Origin of the sequence: Hafnia alvei, from assembly GCF_034424155.1 — a bacterium.
GTDB classification, from domain to species: domain Bacteria; phylum Pseudomonadota; class Gammaproteobacteria; order Enterobacterales; family Enterobacteriaceae; genus Hafnia; species Hafnia alvei.
In genome coordinates, this window is sequence record NZ_CP139992.1 from 2,342,779 (window position 1) to 2,367,489 (window position 24,711).

The window sequence follows — 24,711 nt, forward strand, 5'->3', positions numbered from 1 at the left end:
TATTTCATGAAGAAATTACTGCTTAGCATCATGCTATTAAGTGCTATTCCACTGGCCGCACAGGCTTCGTGTGAAACAGTCAAAGCAGATATTAGCCAAAAAATTATCAAAAATGGTGTGCCAGAGTCTGGCTTTACGCTTGATGTCGTACCGAACGATCAGGCTGACGCGAGTGGTGGTCAGGTTGTGGGTCATTGCGAAAACGACACACAGAAGATCATCTATCAGCGCACAAACGGCGCTGAAGACGACAGTACGCCAGCACCGGCTACACACTAATTATCAGCGTTATGTCGAAACGGCTGCCTTATGGCAGCCTTTTTTGTCTCTAGCATTCACCGTCAAATTCAGTACACGTCACGCTGTCTGGCTTTAATTTTGCTGGAATGAGCCACGCGGTGATTAGAGCAAACAACGACAATATTGCCGCCACGATAAACACCCAATGAATGGATGCTGCCACCTGAGTCGTTAAATTAATCATCTTATCGTCTAGCGGCGTGCCATTCTGATGCATGCTCATGAGCTTTTGAACCGGATCATGAATATCCGGCAAGCGCCAATCAAGATTGAGATTCAGCGTGGCGCCTAAAATGGCTGTACCTAGCGCTGAGCCTAACATACGGGTAAACACCGTTGAAGCGGTGGCAATTCCTCGCATGTTGGAAGGCGCAACATTCTGTACCGAAACCAGAAATGTGGTATTGGTCATCCCCATTCCGCAGCCAATCACAAAGGCGGCGACTCTTCCCCATAGCAAACCACTATCCGGCTGCTGCATGAGCAAAATCAAGCTTCCGGCGATGAGCAAAAAACTGCCGAAAAGCGCCGTAGCGCGATAGGACGTTAGCGACATCATTCGCCCGCTAAGGGTACTCGCCAATGGCCAGCCGATTGACATCATTGCTAACGTGGTGCCAGCCTCCAACGGCGTTCCGCCCATGACTCCCTGCACAAACGTGGGCAAAAATGCGGCAACGCCCATCATGGATGCGCCGACAATCAGCCCACCAATATTACCCGCGACGATCACGTTATTTCGCCAGAGCGCTAACGGAAATAACGGTTCTGGGGCTTTTTTCTCTTGTCGCAGCAAAAAAACTGACGCGACGACGAATATCAATAATAACGGGAATACCCAGAACTTCAGAATATCGGCCTGTAAGAGCGCCACTAATAACGAGGCCACTGCGATAGTTAGCCAACAGGTACCAGCAAAATCGATAGGATGCTGCCGAGGATGTACCGTTTCGGGGAAATAGCGCCACAGAAGATACATAGCCGTAATGCCAATAGGCACATTCACCCAAAAAACCAATGCCCAGTTGAAGTGCTGAACAATAAATGCCCCCATCAGCGGGCCGACGATGGCCGATACCCCCCAAACGCTAGAGAGATAACCCTGGATTTTTGGACGCTCCGCGGGTGAATAGATATCAGCAACAATGGTGAATGCAATCGGCGTGATAGCCCCTGCGCCCATCCCTTGAACAGCACGAAAAACGATCATCCACAGCATGTTATGGGAAAAGCCGCATAGCACGGAACCTAGCAAGAAAAGCGATGCGCCTATGTAGAACATCCGCTTACGTCCATAGAGATCGGCGAGTCGACCATAGATAGGAATTGAAATAGCCTGTGTTAAAAGATACGCAGCAAATACCCAGCCTAGCAGTGAGAAACCGCCTAAATCGCCAATAATCGTGGGCATGGCCGTTGAGACTATCGTAACCTCAATAGCCGCCATAAATGTTGCTAGCATACAAGCGGTTAGCACGATGCCTCGATGTAAATATTGCTGCTCTACCTGTTCAACCATGCTGCCTCGCGGAAAATGCGAATAGAGATTTAGCTCAATACCTTACCATGAATTTCTAGGCTAATTGTGTGAACTCTCGAAGAGAGAATAAGACTGGCATAAATATAAAAGTGACAACGTCACATATCAGCTGCAGTGATCTTGATTGATTGCTGTTTCCTATCTCAATGATAGGTGAGGCTGGCCGTTATCATTGATGATTATCAACAAAGTAATGAAATACAACACGCACTATGGGAAGGCCAAGTTTTGGCCCTCTGAGGGTTGTGCACCCAGCGCTGGCGCGGCCCGATTTCATGCTCTGAAATGGAGTTTTAACATGATAAAAATAACAAAGCTTTTGGGAATTGCAGCAACTGTCGGTGTTGTTGGTTATCTAGGTCTGGCGGGATATGTCTATTACCATGATAAGCAAAGAATTACGATGCCCGATCAGGCATCACTTTCGCCACAAAACGCGGCCGTTCTGAAAACCCTGAGTGAAAAAGGCTGTGACTACTGTCACACCCCGTCAGCACAGCTCCCGTTTTATTCACAACTTCCCATCGCTAAGCAACTGATGGAATATGACATCAATCTTGGCTACAAATCATTTGATCTTACCCCTATTCGCAACAGCCTCATTAATAATAGTCGCCCTCCGCAGGGAGACATGACTAAAGTGGAATGGGTCATGCAGCACGACACCATGCCGCCGACCCGTTACACGGCGCTGCACTGGGCTGGATCGCTGGATAATGAAGAACGGGCGGATATTTTAAACTGGGTGAAAGATCAGCGCATAAAATACTACGCGGCTAAAGACATGGCGCCGGCATTAATGAATGAGCCCGTTCAGCCATTGCCGCGTACCCTTCCTGTTCAGGCTGATAAAGTGGCATTGGGTTTCCGCTTGTATCATGACCCTCGTTTATCTGGCGATAACTCCATCGCTTGCGTGCATTGCCACCAATTAGGTGCAGGCGGAGTAGATGGTCGAAAAACCTCTCTTGGCGTGGACGGAAAAGTAGGCCCAATCAACGCCCCAACGGTATTTAACGCGGTGTTTAACGTTGAGCAATTCTGGGATGGTAGAGCGCCAGACCTCCAAAAACAGGCTGGTGGCCCACCGCTTAATCCAATCGAAATGGCGTCCAAGTCATGGGATGAAATTACAGGAAAACTTAACCAAGATGCCCTTCTCAAAAAACAGTTTACGGCCGTTTATCCCGAAGGCTTTACCGGCGATACCATCACCGATGCGATTGCTGAATTCGAGAAGACCCTTATCACACCGGACAGTCCGTTTGACCGATATCTTCGCGGCGATAATAAAGCGCTAACCGCCCAACAGATGCATGGATATCAGCTGTTTAAAGATAATAAATGTGCCACCTGCCATACCGGGAAAATACTCGGCGGTCAGGCTTTCGAACCTCTGGGGCTGAAGCAGGACTTTGCCTTCGGTAAGGTGACCAGCGCGGATATTGGCCGACTCAATGTAACTCAAGGGGAGCGTGACCGCTTCCGTCAGAAAGTACCAACGCTGCGTAACGTTGCGCTGACGGCACCTTATTTCCATCGTGGTGACGTACCTACACTGGATGAAGCGGTGAAGCTGATGTTGAAATATCAGGTCGGCACCTCGCTACCACAGAAAGATGTAAACGACATTGTTGCATTCCTCGAGTCGCTAAACGGCGTTTATACGCCTTATCCAATTCATTAACCCTCTCTAGGCGCCGCATTTTTGCGGCGCAGTTTCTTCCTGTGGTTAAAACCCTTAAACTGCTCCCACTTTTATGCCTTCGCACTACGCAGTATGTGCTTCTTTTTTGGTAACCCGCGGCTAAACATGACTTCACCACGCATGAAACGTCTGATTCATATGCAACATTATCAACTGATGCTGCGCCGCTTAGCCATTGCGATGATTTTGGGCATCGCCGCTGCCACCGTTGTTTGGTTATTTCACCAGTCGATGTTGAAGCTGGAATGGCTATTCTTAGGCAGTCGAGGCGGAAGTTTGGTGGCCGCTGCGGCCGAGCTACCATTATGGCGACGTTTGCTTACGCCGGCTTTAGGCGGGTTGGTTGCAGGTTCTATATTGTGGCTGTTTCAGAAATATCAGCACCAACGCCCAGCCGCTCCGACAGATTATATGGAAGCCTTTGACGCTGGCGATGGCCGTTTAGATATTTCCGCCAGCCTTGTCAAAAGCTTGGCATCTCTGATAGTCGTATCAAGCGGAAGTGCAATCGGGCGTGAAGGCGCGATGATCTTACTGGCAGCCCTGTTTGCATCGGTTTTTGCTCGATTATTTACACCGCCAAAGGAGTGGAAACTGTGGGTAGCCTGTGGCGCTGCTGCGGGGATGGCCAGCGCCTATCACGCGCCCTTAGCCGGAAGTTTATTTATTGCGGAGATCCTTTTTGGATCATTAATCCTCGCCTCTCTTGGCCCGGTGGTGATCGCCGCGGTCAGCGCCCTGCTGATGAGTAACTTACTCAACGGTGGACAAGAAACGCTATATCAGGTGCAAATTCTGGTCGCACCGTGGCCAGTGCAGTATTTATTGATGGCGCTGCTGGGGGTGATTGCAGGATTTGCCGCGCCGCTATTTCTCTCATTGATGCAGTACAGTAGTCACTTCTTCCAACAGCTACGCCTTCCTCCACCGCTGCAGCTTGCGCTGGGTGGGCTTATCGTCGGTGGGCTATCAATCATTTTTCCAGAGGTATGGGGAAATGGCTACAGCGTGGTTCAATCGTTGTTGTCTGCTCCACCGGGCGCTTTGCTCATTGGGGCTATTTTGCTCTGTAAACTGATTGCGATACTGGCTAGCAGTGGTTCAGGTGCTCCCGGTGGTGTATTTACGCCAACGCTGTTTATTGGTGCCGCGCTAGGCGCATTTGTTGGGCAACTATTCGCGCTCTGGCCAGGAATGGGAGAACACATCGCATTATTAATGGCGCTCACCGGTATGGCAACATTGCTAGCCGCAACCACGCATGCACCGGTGATGTCAGCGCTGATGGTGTTTGAAATGACGGGAGAATATACGTTGCTACCGGGATTATTACTGGCCTGCGTGATGGCAACAACCCTGTCTCGCTGGCTGCGGACAGGGTCAGTTTACGGTAAATAAACGGCGCTATTTGAGAGGAGAAAGATCGATATATTTAGACAGATCTTTTTCCTCTGGGCGGAACAGGTATGGAATTTCGCCCAACTGTGGCCCTGGCAATTTTTGGCGTAACGCTTCTAACGTTTCGGCATAATGCGAAAGCCCTGGATTGATGCGGTTCGCAATCCAACCGGCAAATGGCAAACCGTCATTAATGATCGCCTGCGCCGTCAAAATAGCGTGGCTGATACAGCCCAGCTTAATACCAACGACCAGAATCACCGGCAGTTGCTCTTGCACCACCCATTCAGATAACGGGCGCAAATCGTGCATTAAGACACGCCAGCCTCCGGTTCCCTCAACCACTAAGTGCTCAGATTTACCGCTTAGGTTTTGAAGCCCACGGCTCATCAGGCTGTAATCCAAAGGCTCACCGGTATAAGCGTTTGCAATTTCTTCCTGCAACGTTATCGGGTTTACTTCATCATAATTCAATGGGATAGAAGAAGACGCCTGCAATGTTAACGCATCTTTATTACGCAGTCCTTGCGGGGTTTCTTCACTACCGACGGCGATAGGCTTGTAGCCTACAGCAGTAGCACCAGAAGCATGGATGGATTGCAGTAACGCACGAGAAACGACGGTTTTACCGACTTCAGTGTCTGTTCCTGTGACAAAAACACGCTTTAACATGAATGATACTCCGGAGAATCTCCGATAAAAAACACCAAAAAATTGGCGGAACGACAATTTCCTTCCGCCATCAAGAATGATGAAAAGTCTAGGCGAAGCGGTAAAGCAGCAGCTTGCGTTAGCTCAATATTTTGTTTAACGAGGTGACAATTTCATGAAAAACCTCTATTTGTACCAAAATAGAGGTATGAATTAGAAAGGAATTTAGCCAAATACTCTCAGTTTTTGCTAGCCCTGCAACAGCTGAACTAACAATGAACCATTGTAAAGTGCTTCTTTAACTAACGCGGCCGCAGGCATGGTTCCATTATTACGGAAACGCGTAGCCTCAACGCTCAGTCCCTGTGCATAGTAGGGTAAGGACTGTTGCTGAATGGCCGCATTGATAGAGGGAAAGAGAACCGCGCTGGCTTGATTGAGCGGTGAGCCAATCAGAATTTTTTCGGGATTAAACAAGTTCACCATAATGGCGAGAATGCGTCCCACATTATTACCCACACTGCTGATAATATCCTTAGACAGCTGATCACCCTGCATGGCGGCCTGACAGATAGCATCAATTGTGATGGGCCCGTTATGCAGCAAAGACGATGGTGAAAGCGGTAATCGCTGCTCGGCTAATTCAAGAATATGCCCAAGTCCTGCCACGGTCTCCAAACAACCGTGATTACCGCAATAGCACTGCTTACCATAGGGATCGACCTGCGTATGACCAATTTCCACCACGCTATGACGGCCGCCGTTGAGCAAGCGACCATCGGTAATGACACCCGCGCCCACATCGTGATCGATAACCACCTGCAGCATATTTCTACAGTTTTCACCGGCACCGAACAGCGACTCCGCCATCGTCCAAGCGCAGATATCATGCTGAAGAAACACCGGTAGGCCGGTATGCTGCTCCAATTCGGCACCCAGCGGCATATCACACACATCGGCATAAAATGGCATGCGATGAACCATGCCCTTCGCCGAATTAATCAATCCTGGAAGCGTAATGGCAATAGCCGTTAGCCGCTCAAGCTGATGCTGATGACGGATAAAGAACTGGTCAATTTCATTGATGATGCGTTCGAGTAACGGCTGGTCTGCCTGTGCAGGCAATTCGACGTCATCTTCAGCAACCAATTTACTGCTGAGATCGCGTAGCGCTAGCGTCATAACACCATGACCCACACGAACGCAGAGATAATGCCAAGCCACAGTATCTAAAATGAGACCAACAGCAGGACGCCCACGGCTACCCACGTCTTGGAATTCGGTTTCTTGTACCAGATGCGCTTCTAGCAGTTCACGCACAATTTTGGTGATGCTTGCGGGCGCAAGCTGTGCACGTTTAGAGAGTTCGATGCGGGAAATTTGGCCATGCTGATCAATAAGACGGTATACCGCCCCAGCATTTATCTGCTTGATTTGATCAATATGTCCCGGTTGGCTTTCAGCTATCACCCACCTACTCCCGCTTATTTTTCGCGCTTCTAAATAAATATTAACGCTATGGTGTCGGTTTTGAGTAAACCCGTCAACTATTTGATTCGTTATGTGATTTAGTGCACAAATAAGCCCCGCAATGGTCGGTTTTCGCAGCGATTATTTATCTATGGTTGAGCTATCATTAAATTTATCAATGCTGTTGCCTGTGCGCTTAGTGGTCTAGTTTTACTGTAAGCTAACCAAACTTCCGTGAATGCCGTTTCCTCATCTAAGTATCTATAGCAAACACCATCCACTTTAATTCGCGTAAACGATGCCGGTAAAATAGACACGCCGAGTCCTGCGGAAACTAGCCCGACAATCGTCATCGCTTCACCCACCTCTTGAGTGATATAGGGGGTGATCCCCGCATTTTTCAGCAGCGTTAATATTTCATCGTGTAGCGCCGTGCCCACTTCTCGGGAAAAAAAGACAAAGGGCTGATTCGCCAAATCGCTAAACTTCAATTTTTCTCGGCCAGAAGCCGCTAAGGGATGATTCTGGTGCAGCACTGCAACTAACGGCTCTCGCAACAAGAGTTGATGCGTCAGCGTGTCGGGTAATCGCGTGTTACGCATCACACCAATATCGAGTTTGCCTTCTAACAGCGGTTCAATCTGTTGCTTAGTGTTCACCTCGCGCATTTGCATGTGAACTAAAGGATAGCGCTGCCGGAAAATAAACAGGCTGCTGGCAACTAAACTGATAAACGGCGCGGACGAGGTAAAGCCAATCTTCAGATTACCCAATTCACCACGATGTGCTCGCGCGGCGTTTTCTGCCGCTTGTGAAAGATGGTCCACAATTTCGTAGCACTCTTTCAAAAAGAGCTCCCCCGCTTGCGTGAGGCTCACATTTCGGTTGTTTCGTTCCAAAAGCCGAGCGCCCACTTCCATTTCAAGCGCCTGAATTTGTTGGCTCAATGGCGGCTGAGAGATATTCAAACGCTCCGCCGCACGCCCAAAATGACACTCTTCAGCAACGGCAATAAAGTACTTGAGATGTCTAATTTCTATACGCATAGGCTAATTGATATCTTAAACGTCTTATTTACATTTATTAATATATTAGACAATAAATTCGCTGAAACCTATGCTGAATTTATATCAGCCGTTGTGACCTGCCGCACAAAATATGGGCAAGCAGAGCTGATGAACCGTTTTACCCGATATTTTCGGTAAGGATACAGATTGGAAACCCCTCCGGCAGAAACAATGCCGTCTCGCATTGATTCAACCTCACACTCGCCTGTTGTGCCGCCAGCAGCACCAACACGCCGTGCGTTAAACAAACTTCCGTACATTGAACGTGGTCAGCCACAGTTTATCCGCGTGACTCTGGCGCTGTTCTCTGCGGGGCTGGCAACCTTTGCCCTGCTCTATTGCGTTCAGCCTATTTTGCCCGTGCTGTCGCATGATTTTGGGATTTCACCGGCCAGCAGTAGCCTGTCACTTTCCGTCTCTACGGGATTGCTTGCCGTCGGGTTGATGTTCACTGGCCCGTTATCAGATGCAATTGGGCGCAAACAGGTGATGGTTACCGCGCTATTGATGGCGGCAATATGCACGTTAATTTGTTCAATGATGACTAGCTGGCACGGTATTTTAGTGATGCGCGCGCTGGTTGGGCTTTCGTTGAGCGGCGTTGCCGCGGTCGCCATGACTTATCTTAGCGAGGAGATCGATCCTGCCGTAGTGGCATTTTCTATGGGGCTGTACATCAGCGGTAATTCGATTGGAGGAATGAGTGGGCGTTTAGTCAGCGGCGTTCTGACAGATTTCTTCTCTTGGCGCATTGCGGTGGCCATTATTGGTTTGTTCGCTCTGGCCGCGGCGTTTATGTTCTGGAAAAGTCTGCCCGCGTCGAAACACTTCAGAGCCACACCTCTCCGTCCTAGAACGTTATTAATTAACTTCCGGCTGCACTGGCATGACAAAGGTCTTCCGCTGCTTTTTGCCGAAGGTTTTCTGCTGATGGGGAGTTTCGTCACGCTATTTAACTATATTGGCTATCGTCTGCTTGGCACACCATACTCGCTCAGTCAGGCTTTGGTCGGTCTATTATCAGTGGTTTATCTGACAGGGTCATACAGTTCACCTAAAGCCGGTGCGTTAACCAGTAAATTTGGTCGAGGGCCGGTGCTGACGGTTTCGATTCTTATTATGCTGATTGGGTTGTTGATTACGCTTTTTGCCCCGCTCACCACCATTTTTATTGGCATGATGCTGTTTACCGCAGGCTTCTTTGCTGCTCATTCAGTGGCAAGCAGTTGGATTGGCCGCCGTGCTCGCCGCGCTAAAGGCCAAGCATCATCACTCTATCTATTCTGTTATTATGTCGGCTCCAGCGTGGCCGGTACACTCGGTGGCGTATTCTGGAACAACTATGGATGGAACGGCATCGTAATTTTCCTTAGCGTCATGCTTGTTTTGGCGCTGTGGATCAGCCGAGCATTGAAAAAATTGCCCGAAGCCAAACGGATTTAATCCTCGAGTAGAATCCCCACCATACGGGGATTCTAACTGACAACATCAGCCCCTCCCTCACTACAAAGCTTTTTCTCGGTCCAATAGGTAATACGGTTGTTTGAAATTTCACTGTGGTTACAGACAACGTTTAGGTAATGAACTACAATGTATGTTGTAACTAAATTAATGCAATAAGAGAGCCTATGTCAGCTAATCATGTTATCGACCGTATGAACACGTGTTTTCGCCAGCTAGAGCAAGGCTTAGTGGAGATTGATGCGGTTTTGAAATCTCTGATACCGCTACAGGCAAACGTATTTTTGTTGCCTGATATTGAGAAAGGTAAAGAGCATGATGACATTACAAAAATCAGCGTCATCCCCTGCTCGGGCGAGTCAGCATTTGAAGCCGGTTTACAACACTTTCGCCGCTTGTTCATCCATCACCATGCGCAGCATATCAGCAGCAAAGCTGCGGTTCGTATGCCCGGCGTGCTTTGTTTTTCCGCCAGTTACGCGCAGGTAAAATCCACCAGCGCCCTGATTAGCGATGTGAACCAACTCAAGAAACAGCTAGAGAAGATTATCGCCGTTGAATCTGGCCTTCCCCCTGAGCAACGGTTTGAATTTGTTCATGCTCATCTTAAAGGTTTGCTGACGCTGAGTGCCTATCGCGCATTAACCGTACTGCACAACCCTTCCACCGTTCGCTTCGGATGGGCGAATAAAAGCGTGATCAATAATATGAGTCGCGAAGAGATGATTAATCGCCTCGAGAAAAGTTTGTCCGCCAATCGCTCTGTTCCACCCCACTCACGCGAACAATGGGCGGCGATGGTGACAAAAGAACTTGATGACATCATGCGTTTGCCGGAAGACGTTAAGCTCAAAATAAAACGGCCGGTGAAAGTCCAGCCGATTGCGCGAGTGTGGTATCAAGAAGAGCAGAAGCAGGTACAACACCCGTGTAGCATGCCGCTTATCGCATTAACGGATGAGTTTAGCGAAACGCCCACTCCTATTCTTGGTGATTTAAGTGATTACGATGCGGACAATATTAATGTGAAACATCGTCCGCGAGCTAAAAAGCTGGAACTCTTGATCCCTCGTTTACATTTATACCGTGAGCTTGAATAGCGTGACAACGTCACGCATTGATTCGGCTCCCAACCATGTCCTGTGGCTTCACCCATTCATCAAACTGCGATTCGGTGACATAGCCTAACAGCAGCGCCGACTCTTTTAACGTCAGTCCTTCATGGTGGGCTTTTTTGGCAATTTCGGCGGCTTTATCATAACCAATATGCGTATTCAGCGCGGTCACTAACATTAATGATTCATTTAATAGCTGATTGATTCGAGGACGGTTAGGTTCAATACCGCGCGCACAGTGCTCATTAAAACTCTCAATGCCATCGGCCAGTAGACGTATTGACTGTAAATAGTTATGGATAACAAGTGGGCGGAAAACATTAAGTTCAAAGTTACCTGACGCGCCGCCAATATTAATCGCTACATCGTTACCCATCACCTGAGCACAAAGCATGGTTACCGCTTCACATTGAGTCGGATTAACTTTACCCGGCATAATTGAGCTACCCGGCTCATTTTCAGGAATTGAAATTTCCCCGATCCCACAACGCGGGCCAGATGCTAACCATCTTACATCGTTAGCGATTTTCATCATTGAGGCGGCCAGTCCTTTCAATGCACCATGAGATTGAACCAGAGCATCACAGCTCGCTAAGGCTTCAAACTTATTCGGTGCCGAGATAAAATCGCTCCCGCTCAGTTGCGCAATCATTTTGGCCACGCGAACCGCATATTCAGGGTGAGTATTCAGCCCCGTACCTACCGCCGTTCCACCCAGCGCCAATTCATAAAGATGTGCCAAACTATGTTCAATATGCTTTTTACTGTGCATCAGCATAGCGACCCAGCCAGAAATTTCCTGCCCCAACGTTAGCGGTGTCGCATCCTGTAAATGCGTGCGACCAATTTTGACTATGTCGTTAAATTGCTCTGATTTATCGTGTAGAGTTTGGATCAGGACGTCTATTTGCGGCAGAAGCTGGAGACGAATCGCTTGCACGGCGGCAACGTGCATCGCCGTAGGGAAAACATCGTTTGAACTTTGGCTTTTATTCACATCATCATTAGGATGAACTTTACGTTCATTTCCGCGTTCGCCCCCCAATAATTCACTGGCGCGATTCGCCAAAACTTCATTCATATTCATGTTACTTTGAGTTCCCGACCCCGTTTGCCATACGGCCAGCGGAAACTCCTGATAACGAAAGCCGTCGATGACCTCTTGAGCAGCCTGCATAATAGCCTCTGCTTTATCCTCGCTCAGCAAGCCGAGATCGAGATTAACCTGCGCAGCGGCTTTTTTTACCAATGCCAAAGCGTCAATTAATGCCTGAGGCATTTTTTCCACCGAAATACGAAAATGTTCCAAAGAACGTTGCGTTTGCGCGCCCCACAATCGCGCTTGAGGTACATCAATATCGCCCATAGAGTCTCTTTCAACACGCATAGCTGTCATATTTTCTCCTTGAGATTAAAAGCATGATTCCGATGAGTTAATCATTAATCCAATGAGTATAGCGGGATATCAACCAGTTAGAATGTGAGAGCTAAACGAATTTCTTACATCAATATCCTTGCATCGGATAGGCCCTCTCCTGTTTACTTAGCGCAATAGCTTTATTTTTCATATTCACGTTTCGCTTTAACTTCACTTTAGGTTGATACCAATGCAAAAGATGATTAATGCCGTACAAAACTATGCTTGGGGCAGTCACGATGCACTGAGCAAGCTGTATGGCTTCTCGAATCCAGATAACAAACCTATGGCTGAATTGTGGATGGGGGCTCATCCGCTTAGCAGCTCTAAAGTTTTGGATAAAAACGGCAATAAGGTGTCATTACGCGATGAGATCGCCAAAGATCTCACCGGGAATCTAGGCAACGCCGTCGCGAAACGTTTTGGGGAACTGCCTTTCTTATTCAAAGTTCTGTGCGCCGCACAGCCGTTATCGATTCAGGTTCACCCAAGTAAACATGCCGCAGAAGAAGGCTTCGCACGCGAAGAATCTGCGGGTATTGCGATCAATGCCGCAAACCGTAATTACAAAGATCCTAATCATAAGCCTGAGCTGGTTTATGCATTAACGCCTTTCAAAGCGATGAACGGCTTTCGCGAATTCGCCGAAATTGCTCAGTTATTGCAGCCCGTAGCCAGCGCGCATCCTGACATTGCCAAGTTTATTCAGTCTCCAGACGCACAGCATTTATCGGTGTTATTTGGTAATTTGCTGAGCATGGCCGGTGAGCAAAAAGCGCATGCCTTAAGCGTGCTTGCCGAAGCGCTAAACCACCAGCAAGGGTCAGCATGGGATGCAGTGCGCGGTATTGCTGGTTTTTATCCAGACGATAGCGGACTCTTCTCGCCGTTATTGCTCAATACCGTTGAGCTTGAACCAGGCCAAAGTATGTTCCTGTATGCAGAAACGCCGCATGCGTATTTGGATGGCGTCGGTTTAGAAATCATGGCGAACTCAGACAACGTTCTGCGTGCCGGCCTAACGCCAAAATACATCGATGTGCCAGAACTGTTAGCCAATGTGAAGTTTATTGCTAAGCCAGCTAACACGTTGCTGACTGCCCCTGTGGTGAACGGACATGAAACTCGCTTCCCTATTCCGGTCGAAGACTTTGCTTTTGCCGTGCATACCCTAACTGAAGCGCCTCAGTCGTTAGCGCAAGAAAGTGCGGCGATCCTATTCTGCATTACCGGTGAAGCTACGCTTATCAAAGGGGAGCAGCGTATCGTGCTGGTTCCAGGAGAATCCTGTTATCTGCCAGCCAGTGAGTCGCCAGTGCAGGTGCAAGGCCACGGCCAACTCGCCCGCGTGTTTAATGAACTCTGATTTATGCGACGAAAATAAACCTCATGTAAACCTTGGTGGAAGAATCCCTTTCCCCTGCAAATTCAGAGAAGTATTTGCGAATGGGCTTGGTTTACATTGAAAGGGTTTAACGCCACAATGAAAAGCGCCTACGGGCGTTTTTTGTTACACGTCTATCATCATTTGTTCGACACGCCGTTTTTGAGGCATTTCCCTCGCGGCAGCACATTTAAGGCTTAAGGAAGAACTCAATATGAAAAAATCAGCTGTCGCGGTTGCGGTCATTGTTGTATTAGGCGCGGCCTGGACCGGAGCCTCTTGGTATACCGGCAAGCTCATTGAGCAACGAATGACGACTGAGGTTGAGAACGTTAATAGCCAGATCAACAACTATTTCCCTAAAGCAGGGTTAAAACTCAGCTACGAAGACTACAACCGTCATCTGTTCTCGACCGATATTCGCTATATTCTGCAAAACGATCCAACCTTCAAAGGCGAGCCAAGCCTCAAAGCCGGTGAACAGATTGTACTGAAAGAAACCATTACTCACGGGCCATTCCCGCTAGCACAGCTCAAGAACTTCAACTTTGTGCCGAGCATGGCATCCGTACATACCGAATTAGAAAACACGCCAGCGGTAAAAGCATTGTTTGATGCCACTAAGGGCAAATCGCTGGTTGATGCTGATACACGCATCGCCTACAACGGCGATACACAGTCGAAAATTACGCTAATCCCTGTCGACTACGCGAAAGATAAAATTTCGGTGAAATTTGACGGTGCAGTGATTAACGCAGACGTCGCTAAAGATCTTTCCACGCTGAAACTCGACATGAACAGCGATAACGTGGTGATCTCCGCGCCAAATGAAATGGGCCAACAAGAGCAAATCACTCTGCAAGGCTTCACGATGGAAAGCGATAGCCATCGCGGTAAGTTCGATCTGAATATCGGCTCGCAGAAAATGAATGCCAAGCACCTGTCAGTGTCTGTCGATGGCAAAGAATCTGCAGTATTAGACGGCTTCAAGTTAGATGCCAACATGGGCGAGGATGATAAAAACCTCAATGGCGTTCTGAGCTACACGCTTGATGCATTAAAAATCAGCGGCAAAGACTTCGGTCAGGGTGCCTTAACGCTGAAATTTAACGGCGTTGATGGTAAAGGATTAAAAGCCTTTGCCTCACAGTATAATGATTTTATCAATCGCCAACTGGCGCAGGGCGACGACGTCGATCCTGATGTCTATCAGCAAGAATTAGCGGCACTGATTGAAAAGAATATGCCTGCTCTGCTCACCGGAAACCCAACGCTGAATATACAGCCGCTGAGCTGGAAAACAGCTCAGGGTGAAAGCCAGTTTAGCTTGGATCTCAATCTTGCGAATCCTCAGCCTCAGGCTGAAGCCACCGGTGAGCCGTTGATGTTGCAATCAATCAAAAAGCTGGACGCAAAACTGGCTATCTCCATGCCAATGGCGACCCAGTTAGCCTCTCAGGCCGCCGAGCTGGAAGGCTATAATGCTGAAGAAGCCAAGCGCTTGGCAGGACAGCAAGTCCAAGGCATTTCCGCCATGGGTCAGATGTTTAAACTGACAACGCAAAAAGACAACGTGATTTCGAGCAGCTTCAGCTATGCCGATGGTCAGGTTGATTTGAATGGCACCAAAATGCCGCTGGCTCAGTTTGTTGGCCTGTTTGGGATTTTAGGTGGTATGCAGGATCAGAGCGCAGCCCCTGCGGGGAATTGATTCAGCATTCAGACACGACGTTAACGATAAGCGGCCTCTTTTGGGGCCGTTTTTTTAGGCAATTCAGAAAGGATTACGCCGAGCCTCTAGCAATCAGCTTGGGCGGCAAAATAATATGTTGGACCTGTTCATCCGGCGCATCAATACGCTGTAGCATACGATTCGCCGCGCTATAGCCAATTTCACGCGCGGAGCTACTAATGAAGGTCAGCGGAGGATCAGTCAGTTCCGCTTCCGGCACATCACCAAAGCCTATTAATGCAACCTGACGCGAATAGTAACTTTCGTTTTCGTCTTTACCCACGCTATTGCCCATGCCGATTACGCCAAAATAAGCCCCCATAGCAATAGACGCCTTATGGCACAAGATGGCGGTAATTTTAGGGTGGTGATTCAACAGCTTTTTAGTGGCTTCCGCCGCGTCCTGTTGCTTGCAATCACACTCGACGACCCACTCCGATTTGAACGGCAGACCATATTGAATCAACGTTCCGCAAAAACCACCTAAGCGTTCGGCGCGCGTAAGGGAGCTGCTTTCCCCACCGAGATAGGCAATCTGGCGATGACCATGCTTAATTAAATATTCTGTGGCCATCTTTGCCGCCTGCGAGTTATCAGGGCGAATAACGTCGATATCATCAAATTCGCTGGCTCGCGCGGCGCACACCAACGGCAAATGCATATCTCGCGCCTTTTGTTTCATCTCATCGCTAAGAAAGCGCCCGCTGCCGACAATAATACCATCAACGCCGTAACCACTCAGGCTATCAAGGCAACGAGCCAGATGCAGCCCATTTTTACCGCACTGCGTGAGAAATAATACCTTGCCCTGCGCTTCCAAGATTTCACTAATTCCGGCTGCCACTTCGGCATAAAACGGCTCGCTGATGTCACTAACGATAAGCCCGATCACGTTAGACACACTTCCGCGCAGCATGGCAGCCTGCTGATTGCGTACATAACCAAGCGTTTCAATCGCCGAATTAACACGGTGACAGGTTTTATCAGAAATACGCCCCTTGCCGCTGAGGACCAGAGAAACGGTAGTGACTGATACGCCCGCATGCTGCGCAACGTCGGTAATGGTGATCTTTTTCGGGTTCATGCCGTTAATTATTCACTTGTCGATAGCATAGGGTATTCATTTCCGTAGGTTATTTTACCGTATTTTTTAGTAAAACATTTAATCTAATCTCGCATAATTCACATTAACACTGATTTTGAGAACTGTGATCCGGCAAATGGTTTTGTTTGGTAAAACGTTTTATCTTCTTTTACCAGAAAGACTAAGACTAGTTGATAATTTTTATTAGAAACAGCGATCCTATCCACGGATCTTTCCATCAGGAGTGTCCATGCCCACCCAGACCAAACAAAAAATTACGCTATGGGAGTTTTTCCAAAGCCTTGGTAAGACCTTTATGCTGCCCGTGGCGCTGCTCTCTTTCTGCGGCATTATGCTGGGAATTGGTAGCTCGCTGAGCAGCCGCGATGTTTTAACGTTATTGCCGGTGCTGGATAATACCCCGCTTCAACTGCTGTTTACCTGGATGAGCAAAATTGGCTCCTTCGGTTTTAGCTTCCTACCAGTGATGTTCGCCGTTGCTATCCCGTTGGGTATGGCGCGCGATAATAAAGGCGTTGCTGCGTTTGCCGGATTCGTAGGTTTTACCGTATTCAATCTGGCCACCAACTTCTATCTGACGACCAAAGGGATTTTGCCAAGCATTGACCCTCTGGTGCTGAAAGCCAATAACATTCAAACCGTGCTGGGTATTCAGTCTATTGATACCGGTATTTTGGGTGCGATTATCGTCGGGATTGTGGTGTTCTTACTGCACGAACGCTTTAGTACTATTCGTCTGCCGGATGCGCTTTCGTTCTTCGGCGGTACCCGCTTTGTTCCTATTATCACCCTGCTGGTTTTAGGCCTGCTTGGTCTGCTGGTGCCATTGATCTGGCCGTGGTTCGCTATGGGCATTAATGGCCTTGGTCGCCTGATCCATAGCGCTGGCGCATTTGGTCCGATGATCTTCGGTACCGGTGAGCGTCTGCTATTACCGTTTGGTTTGCAGCACATTCTGGTTGCCATTATTCGCTTCACCGAAGCGGGCGGCACCATGGACGTTTGCGGCCACTCCGTTAGCGGTGCGTTGACCATCTTCCAAGCCCAACTTTCTTGCCCTACCACTCACGGCTTCTCAGAAAGCGCAACGCAGTTCCTGTCTCAGGGCAAAATGCCCGCTTTCTTAGGTGGTTTACCGGGTGCTGCATTAGCGATGTACCACTGTGCGCGTCCTGAAAACCGTCATAAAATTAAAGGCCTGCTGATTTCTGGCGTGGTTGCCTGTGTTGTTGGTGGTACCACTGAACCACTTGAATTCCTGTTCCTGTTTGTCGCGCCGTTCTTATATTTGATCCACGCTATCCTGACTGGTTTGGGCTTTACCATCATGTCCGTGCTCGGCGTGACTATCGGTAACACCGACGGCAATATCATCGACTTCGTGGTGTTTGGCGTTCTGCACGGCCTACAAACCAAATGGTATATGGTTCCTGTGGTTGCCGCGGTATGGTTCGTTGCTTACTACGCTATCTTCCGTTTCGCTATCACCCGCTTCAACATCAAAACGCCGGGTCGCGATATTGATAACAGCACCACCAGCGAGAAATCAGCCAAGGCTGCCTCTTCAAGCAAATCAGGTTATGACACCCCGGGGATTTTGGTTGCACTCGGTGGCGCGGATAATATTGTGTCACTCGACAACTGTATTACCCGCCTGCGCCTCTCGGTGAAAGACATGAAGCTGGTTGATGACGCAACGCTGAAAAATCTGCGTGCCATTGGCGTGGTGCATGTCAATGAGCATAATTTGCAGGTTGTTATTGGGCCACAGGTACAGTCGGTCAAAGATGAATTAGACTACCTAATAGCTCAGCCAAGCGTATAACCTTGTTTGACCATACATTTGGGGCGCTTAGCGCCCCGCTTTATTTCTCATTCGAGCAAACATCAAATTAAGGCGAATGAAATATGTTTGATTTTTCTAAGACTGTTGACCGTCACGGCACATGGTGTACCCAGTGGGATTATATTGGCGATCGTTTTGGTGTTAACGATCTGCTACCGTTCACCATTTCCGATATGGATTTTGCAACCTCCCCTTGCATTACGCAGGCACTGGAAAAACGCATTGCGCACGGCGTGCTCGGCTACAGCCGCTGGCAGCACGAAGATTTCCTCGGCGCACTGCGTCACTGGTACGCTAAGCGTTTTAATAGCGCTATAGATACCGACACCGCCGTTTATGGTCCTTCCGTAATCTATATGGTGGCACAGCTCATTCGCCTGTGGACTCAGCCCGGTGAATGCGTTGTCACCCATACGCCTGCCTACGATGCTTTCTATAAAGTAGTGCTTGGTAATCAGCGCCAATTGCTGGCCTGCCCGATGAAACAGTCTGAGGGTGAATGGTTCTGCGACATGGCCCACTTAGAGGCGCTACTGGCTCGCCCACAAACCAAAGTGCTGTTGCTATGCAGCCCGCAAAACCCAACGGGGAAAGTTTGGACACGTGCCGAACTGGAAACCATGGCTGAGCTGTGTGAACGGCACGACGTGAAGGTCATCAGTGATGAAATTCACATGGATATGACGTGGGGCGATCGTCAACACCTTCCGTGGAATGAAGTGGGAAAAACACCGTGGGCATTGCTCACCTCCGCCTCCAAGTCTTTCAACATCCCTGCCTTAACCGGTGCCTATGGCTTCATTAACGATCCCGCCACTCGTGACGCCTATTTCTTGCAGCTCAAAAGCAAAGATGGTCTTTCTTCTCCGGCGGTGCTTGCCGTTGCGGCGCATATCGCTGCCTATCGTGAAGGCCAGCCGTGGCTAGACGAACTGCGCGCGTATCTGCAGTCTAATCTGGAATACGTCGCTACCGAGCTTAACCAAGCCTTCCCACAATTGGCCTGGAAAATCCCACAGGCAACGTATTTGGCATGGATAGATCTGCGCGTTCTGGGCGTAGACGATCAAGAGCTACAGCGCGTACTCATCGACGAGGAAAAGGTGGCAATTATGCCCGGTTTTACCTACGGTGAAGAAGGCCGTGGCTTCGTTCGCCTTAACGTTGGTTGCCCACGCAGTAAGGTTGAATTAGGCGTGCAAAAACTGATTTCTGCCTTAAATAAGCTAGTTAAATAGCTAATCTAAACATCCCCCGTTGCAGCTCAGCGACGGGGAAATAAACCCCCGTCAAATTTAACGCCCAAACCGACTCCTCTCACGTCCCAGCAAAACCCTTGTGCTCAAAAGCGGCACACTTCCAGCGCCCCATTTACTGGTTGAAAGTTTGTTCGAACGCTTCTATAGTCAACGTACGGAAAAATACCGTACACATCCAATGTTGAATTTATTCGAACCGTTTAAAACCTATTTGTGAAAAATGACTGCCGCAAGCGCGAGCCGTCGAGGAATACAGTATGTCTGCATTAAAAAAACAGCGTATCGATCTTCGCTTAACTGACGAAGACAAAAACGCCATTGAAGAAGCTGCGGCGATGTCCAACCAAACTATCACGCAGTTTATGCTTACCAGCGCCTCTGAACGTGCAGCGGAAGTTATCGAGCAACACCGTCGCTTGATCCTCAGCGATGAGTCATGGAATCTGGTAATGGATGCCATCAGCACCCCACCGGCACCGAACGATAGACTTAAACGCGCAGCCAAACGCCTGCAAAGTATGGAATAGTCAATGCCTGACTTAACCATTGCGATTTTTTCGAGTGAGGCTGAATACGATTTCTCCGACTTTGACTGCGGCGAAGAATCCCTGAATGTATTCCTTACCGATCATTTGGCCCGCCAGCATAATGCGCGAATTTTACGTGGCTATTTACTCATAACCCAAACGCCAAAACCCAAAGTCGTTGGTTATTACACGCTATCTGGTAGCTGCTTCGAAAAGGAAACGCTGCCGTCAAATACCCAGAAGCGCAAAGTGCCTTATGTCAACGTACCCAGTATCACTTTAGGGCGTCTCGCCATTCAAAAAGATCTCCATGGACAAGAATGGGGAACGGCGCTGGTGACTCACGCGATGCAAGTGGTCTATCGAGCATCGCTCGCCGTGGGCGTTCACGGTATGTTTGTCGATGCACTCAATGAGAAAGCAAAGCAGTTCTACATGAAGCTTGGATTTATCGCTCTTACGGGCAATAACGCAAACTCGCTTTTCTACCCAACCAAATCCATCGAAAAGCTGTTCGAGGATTAACCGCCTATCTCATAATAGCCATACCTATTTTTTACCATTTTATTAATACTGTATATTTATACAGTCACCCGTAAAATTGAGACTAGCACCCATTATTTGTGATTAATATCACATTTTTATGCAACTCACTGGCAATTTGCAGTGTATTGTTTTTATACTGTTACGCACTTTATCCAGAATAACTGAGAGTGCATATCATGATTGACACCCGCCTTCCTCTGACCGATATCCATCGTCATCTTGACGGTAACATTCGTCCACAAACTATTCTGGAACTGGGTCGTCAGTTCAATTTGGCGCTGCCTGCCGAAGAGCTGGAAGCCCTGCGCCCTCACGTACAAATCACCGATACCGCACCAGACTTAGTCAGTTTTCTACAGAAACTAGATTGGGGCGTTGCTGTTTTAGGCTCTCTAGACGCGTGCCGCCGCGTTGCCTACGAAAACGTGGAAGATGCATTACGTGCCAGTATCGACTATGCAGAGCTACGTTTCTCGCCGTATTACATGGCGATGAAACACCAGTTGCCTGTGCAAGGTGTCGTGGAAGCCGTGATCGACGGCGTGCGTGCAGGCGTTCGTGATTTTGGCGTTGAGACTCGCCTCATCGGTATCATGAGCCGCACTTTTGGCGAAAGCGCCTGCTTAAAAGAATTAGATGCCCTGCTGGCCTGCCGTGAAGGCATCACCGCATTGGATTTAGCCGGTGACGAACTGGGCTTCCCAGGCTCTTTATTCCTCAATCATTTCAATCGCGCACGCGACGCGGGCTTACGTATTACGGTTCACGCAGGCGAAGCAGCTGGTCCTGAAAGCATCTGGCAAGCTATTCATGAATTAGGTGCAGAGCGTATCGGCCATGGAGTTAAAGCGGTTGAAGATACCAAGCTGCTGGATTATTTAGCTGAAAATCGCATCGGGATGGAATCCTGCCTGACGTCAAATATTCAAACCAGCACCGTAGCTTCACTGGAAAATCACCCGCTGAAAACCTTCCTACGTCACGGTATTCTGGCTTCCATTAACACTGACGATCCGGCAGTAGAAGGCATTGAGCTGGCGCATGAGTATAACGTCGCCGCACCTGCCGCAGGGCTGACGCCGGAAGAAATCCGCACCGCCCAGATCAATGGATTGGAGATGGCGTTTATTTCTGAAGATGAGAAACGCGCTCTGCGGGAGAAGAAATTAGGGTAAGGTTTCGTTCGCCAAGTGCCAATGCTGCCTTGGTGTAAAGTTTCGTCCGCCTATCAATAACGGCTATCACATATAGCTAAATCGAAGGCGTACGATGAGGGGCGCCAGCGCGCGCCCCTTCAATCCTCGCGCTTTTATCCGAGACGCCATCTCCGCACCGGGTCGGCATGCGCCATCCTTGGCGCCTCCTCCCCTAACGCTAACATCCTGTTAGCGTTGCTCCTTCTCCCAAGACTTAAACTAAATGCTGACAAAGTTATTTATCTTTTGATTTTGATTTTTTCTGGCACGTTACCGGACAGCCGAATGAATCATGCAGGTTAGGATTCGCCTACAGGGATGTAGGCGAAAGAACAGAGGAGCCATGGACAAATTTGCTGGGAGCAAATTTGAACAACGCTTGCGTTGGCCCCGTAGGGGTGAGGCGCAAGGATGCGCCGAATATCCGCGATTGCCGTTCGTTCCGTTAAGACCGGAATGATGAAATGAGGGCACCCGCGTAGCGGGCTGGAAGGGGGTGCCAAGCCGGGTTGTTAGGGGGCGGCGATTGGCCCCCTAACACGGACGCCTGCACGATGCACAGGTAGAATTCGGAATTTTAGGCGGACGTAACTTTACACCACACTTAAGCTATAAAGGCGATTGAGCCGCCTTGCTCGGACGCCTTCACTAGTATATCAATGGAACTCGGTATAATAGGCGGACGAAACCTTACACAAAACCCACATATTCATACCCTATTCCTTCCTCTGCTCCTCGGTCACCTTCCTCCCCCGATTGACATACCTTTGCGCCAATACCGCGCATACCATCAGCTGGATTTGGTGGAAGATCATCAACGGCAGAACCATCATGCCCACCGCTGAGGCTGGGAAAAGTACGTTTGCCATCGGAATGCCATTTGCCAAACTCTTTTTAGAGCCACAGAACACAATGGTAATTTCATCCGCGGTATTAAACCCTAGCCAACGAGCAGCAAAGGTATTGATAACCAGCACAATGGCTAGCAGCACGGTAGAGAAGACAACGATTGACAGCAATGACCAAACATCAATCTGGTGCCAGATGCCTTCAATAACGGCCTCGCTGAATGCGGTATAGACCACCAATAAAATCGAAGACCGGTCAGTAATATTAATCAGCTTGCGATGACGATCGACCCATTTGGCAATCAGCGGGCGAGACAAATGCCCCACCACAAACGGAACCATCAATTGCAGGATAATCGAGCCAATCGCGTGCAGCGTATCGGTTTCGCCCCCTTGCGTATGCATCAACAGTCCCACCAGCAGTGGCGACAGGAACACACCCAGAATGCTGGACGCCGATGCGCTGCAGATAGCGGCGGCAACGTTTCCCCCCGCCATCGAGGTATAAGCAATCGCCGACTGAACGGTGGCAGGCAAAGCGCACAAATAAAGGAAACCGAGATAAAGCGCGGGGCTCAAGAGATTAGGCACCACCACGTTGAGCGCTAACCCGAGCAGAGGAAAAAGCGCAAACGTACTGAGAAAGACCACTAAATGCAGCTTCCAATGGCCCATCCCAGAAACGATGGCCTCACGTGAAAGCTTGGCACCGTGCATAAAGAACAACAACGCAATCGCCGCCGTGGTGAGGTGTTCAAAGACCGTTTTGTAGATCCCTTCACAAGGAAACAACGACGCCAGAATCACCACGCAAATCAGAACCAGTAAAAACTTATCAATCCGCAAACGTTGCAGCCAAGACATAACTCAACATCCCTTACCAAAAAAAGTGCATTTACATAGGGTCGAATAAAAAAACAAAGCCTTCTTTCTGTGATTCTATAAATATACGAAAGAAGGCTTATCTGAGACTACTCGCCGTAACATCAGCGAACAGGTATCAGCACGGAGATAACGGAGCCGCACTAAACAGGTAACGGCAACGCTCTTTGCTGTAGCGAAGACTCTTGTCCCAGCTCTAGCAGTTCCATCACGGTTATCGCCTCGCAAGCCGGCACGGGATTATCACCGTCACCGTTAATCGCATCACGAATACCGGCATAATACGCCGGATAGTTACCCGGAATAGTCAGCAACGACTGCTCAGCCATAATGTCGTCTTGCACCAGCGTTAGCACGCCATCACGCATGTCATAACCCCAATCCGCCTGCGGTGGGCGCTCACCGGCCTTCAAACGATCTTCTTGCGGATCTAATCCATGCTTGATGTAACTGCCTTTCGTGCCATGAACCACATAACGTGGCGTTTCAGCGGCCGTTACCATGCTGCCGTGCAAAATAACGCGCTTATCGGAGTAATACAAAATGGCGTGAAAATAGTCCGTGGTCTGCGAGTTTGGCCGCATCGCTGCCAGATCCGCCAACAGACTTTGAGGTTTGCCAAACAGCTGTAAAGCTTGATCGAGCAAGTGTGAGCCAAGATCAAACCAGATCCCACTGCCCGCGCCCGCTTTTTCGCGCCAGCGGTCACGCACTTCCAGACGAAAACGATCGTAGTGGGATTCAAACTGCACCACATCACCCAGCGCGCCTTCCGCCAGTAGGGTTTTTAGCGTGAGAAAATCGCTGTCCCAACGGCGATTATGAAACACTGACAACAGCCGTTTTTGCTGCTTAGCCAGCATGTCTAACTCGCGTGCTTCCTGTAGATTTACCGTGAAAGGCTTATCCACCACCACATGTTTACCCGCTCGCAGCGCCTGCTTTGCGAGAGGGTAATGCGTAATGTTCGGCGTTGGGATAACCACCATATCAATATTGGGATCGGTAAAAAGCTGCCCTGGTTCACCCACCACCGTCATTCCCGGCCAATCAGCGCGCACTTTCTCGGCATCGCTGCTTGAAACCGCCGCTAATGTTAGCCCCGGCGTGCCAGCAATCAACGGTGCATGGAACGTTTTACCGGCAAAGCCATAGCCGATCAGCCCAACACGAATTGAATCCGCCATACAAAACCTCGCTGCCCTAGCAATCAAAAGAGTGAAAGACGACCTAAGATCATCTTTTCAACTTATACATTG

General features: G+C 49.1%; 20 protein-coding genes. 12 read left to right on the forward strand and 8 right to left on the reverse strand.

Annotation, left to right across the window (positions count from 1 at the left end; genetic code table 11):
• Positions 1 to 6: 6 nt before the first annotated feature.
• Positions 7 to 279: a DUF1161 domain-containing protein gene (locus U0008_RS10970; protein ID WP_025801370.1), complete on the forward strand. Its 273-nt coding sequence runs from the start codon at positions 7 to 9 to the stop codon at positions 277 to 279.
• Between the two features lie 49 nt (positions 280 to 328).
• Here the strand turns inward: U0008_RS10970 and U0008_RS10975 are convergent, their stop codons facing one another.
• Positions 329 to 1,819, reverse strand: coding sequence for an MDR family MFS transporter (locus U0008_RS10975; RefSeq protein ID WP_043493228.1), 1,491 nt, complete (start codon positions 1,817 to 1,819; stop codon positions 329 to 331).
• Between the two features lie 319 nt (positions 1,820 to 2,138).
• Here U0008_RS10975 and U0008_RS10980 point away from each other — a divergent pair, with 319 nt between their 5' ends.
• Together U0008_RS10980 and clcB are read left to right on the forward strand one after the other, a co-directional pair.
• A complete protein-coding gene (locus U0008_RS10980; protein WP_043493229.1) occupies positions 2,139 to 3,527 on the forward strand; it encodes a cytochrome-c peroxidase in 1,389 nt (462 codons plus the stop codon).
• A 141-nt stretch (positions 3,528 to 3,668) separates the two neighbouring features.
• The gene (gene clcB, locus U0008_RS10985; RefSeq protein ID WP_043493230.1) at positions 3,669 to 4,946 is read left to right on the forward strand and encodes a voltage-gated ClC-type chloride channel ClcB; all 1,278 of its coding nucleotides are present in this window, start codon (positions 3,669 to 3,671) and stop codon (positions 4,944 to 4,946) included.
• 6 nt (positions 4,947 to 4,952) lie between these two features.
• Here the strand turns inward: clcB and bioD are convergent, their stop codons facing one another.
• The 3 genes from bioD to U0008_RS11000 all read right to left on the reverse strand — a co-directional run bounded on the left by bioD (position 4,953) and on the right by U0008_RS11000 (position 8,113).
• A complete protein-coding gene (bioD, locus tag U0008_RS10990) occupies positions 4,953 to 5,618 on the reverse strand; it encodes a dethiobiotin synthase (protein WP_040044930.1) in 666 nt (221 codons plus the stop codon).
• A gap of 228 nt (positions 5,619 to 5,846) precedes the next feature.
• Complete coding sequence (gene mlc, locus U0008_RS10995; protein ID WP_043493231.1) at positions 5,847 to 7,067, reverse strand: sugar metabolism global transcriptional regulator Mlc; 1,221 nt, start codon at positions 7,065 to 7,067, stop codon at positions 5,847 to 5,849.
• Positions 7,068 to 7,216: 149 nt separating this feature from the next.
• A complete protein-coding gene (locus U0008_RS11000) occupies positions 7,217 to 8,113 on the reverse strand; it encodes a LysR family transcriptional regulator (RefSeq protein WP_040044929.1) in 897 nt (298 codons plus the stop codon).
• Positions 8,114 to 8,305: 192 nt separating this feature from the next.
• On the opposite strand from U0008_RS11000, the gene U0008_RS11005 reads away from it, so the two are divergent.
• Positions 8,306 to 9,577: an MFS transporter gene (locus U0008_RS11005; protein WP_121626053.1), complete on the forward strand. Its 1,272-nt coding sequence runs from the start codon at positions 8,306 to 8,308 to the stop codon at positions 9,575 to 9,577.
• A gap of 185 nt (positions 9,578 to 9,762) precedes the next feature.
• Positions 9,763 to 10,695, forward strand: coding sequence for a DNA replication terminus site-binding protein (gene tus, locus U0008_RS11010; RefSeq protein WP_043493234.1), 933 nt, complete (start codon positions 9,763 to 9,765; stop codon positions 10,693 to 10,695).
• A gap of 10 nt (positions 10,696 to 10,705) precedes the next feature.
• On the opposite strand, the gene fumC is transcribed toward tus, so the two are convergent.
• Positions 10,706 to 12,106 (reverse strand): class II fumarate hydratase, encoded by a 1,401-nt coding sequence (fumC, locus tag U0008_RS11015; RefSeq protein WP_043493235.1) that lies wholly within the window; start codon positions 12,104 to 12,106, stop codon positions 10,706 to 10,708.
• A 211-nt stretch (positions 12,107 to 12,317) separates the two neighbouring features.
• Here fumC and manA point away from each other — a divergent pair, with 211 nt between their 5' ends.
• Positions 12,318 to 13,493, forward strand: coding sequence for a mannose-6-phosphate isomerase (manA, locus tag U0008_RS11020; RefSeq protein WP_043493236.1), 1,176 nt, complete (start codon positions 12,318 to 12,320; stop codon positions 13,491 to 13,493).
• Between the two features lie 232 nt (positions 13,494 to 13,725).
• Positions 13,726 to 15,222, forward strand: coding sequence for a YdgA family protein (locus U0008_RS11025; RefSeq protein WP_043493237.1), 1,497 nt, complete (start codon positions 13,726 to 13,728; stop codon positions 15,220 to 15,222).
• A gap of 73 nt (positions 15,223 to 15,295) precedes the next feature.
• Here the strand turns inward: U0008_RS11025 and malI are convergent, their stop codons facing one another.
• Positions 15,296 to 16,327 (reverse strand): Mal regulon transcriptional regulator MalI, encoded by a 1,032-nt coding sequence (gene malI / locus U0008_RS11030; RefSeq protein WP_043493238.1) that lies wholly within the window; start codon positions 16,325 to 16,327, stop codon positions 15,296 to 15,298.
• Between the two features lie 250 nt (positions 16,328 to 16,577).
• Here malI and malX point away from each other — a divergent pair, with 250 nt between their 5' ends.
• From malX to add, 5 genes are all read left to right on the forward strand, one after another.
• Entirely contained in the window at positions 16,578 to 18,173 is a 1,596-nt protein-coding gene (gene malX, locus U0008_RS11035; protein ID WP_025801383.1) for a maltose/glucose-specific PTS transporter subunit IIBC, read from the forward strand.
• A gap of 83 nt (positions 18,174 to 18,256) precedes the next feature.
• On the forward strand, positions 18,257 to 19,432 hold the full coding sequence (locus U0008_RS11040) for a MalY/PatB family protein (protein WP_043493239.1): 1,176 nt from the start codon (positions 18,257 to 18,259) through the stop codon (positions 19,430 to 19,432).
• A gap of 278 nt (positions 19,433 to 19,710) precedes the next feature.
• On the forward strand, positions 19,711 to 19,980 hold the full coding sequence (locus U0008_RS11045; RefSeq protein ID WP_025801385.1) for a type II toxin-antitoxin system TacA family antitoxin: 270 nt from the start codon (positions 19,711 to 19,713) through the stop codon (positions 19,978 to 19,980).
• Positions 19,981 to 19,983: 3 nt separating this feature from the next.
• On the forward strand, positions 19,984 to 20,505 hold the full coding sequence (locus U0008_RS11050; RefSeq protein ID WP_043493240.1) for a GNAT family N-acetyltransferase: 522 nt from the start codon (positions 19,984 to 19,986) through the stop codon (positions 20,503 to 20,505).
• Between the two features lie 197 nt (positions 20,506 to 20,702).
• Positions 20,703 to 21,701: an adenosine deaminase gene (gene add, locus U0008_RS11055; protein ID WP_043493242.1), complete on the forward strand. Its 999-nt coding sequence runs from the start codon at positions 20,703 to 20,705 to the stop codon at positions 21,699 to 21,701.
• Positions 21,702 to 22,438: 737 nt separating this feature from the next.
• On the opposite strand, the gene U0008_RS11060 is transcribed toward add, so the two are convergent.
• Entirely contained in the window at positions 22,439 to 23,434 is a 996-nt protein-coding gene (locus tag U0008_RS11060) for a bile acid:sodium symporter family protein (protein WP_043493243.1), read from the reverse strand.
• Between the two features lie 161 nt (positions 23,435 to 23,595).
• Positions 23,596 to 24,639: an oxidoreductase gene (locus U0008_RS11065; protein WP_043493244.1), complete on the reverse strand. Its 1,044-nt coding sequence runs from the start codon at positions 24,637 to 24,639 to the stop codon at positions 23,596 to 23,598.
• Positions 24,640 to 24,711: the final 72 nt, after the last annotated feature.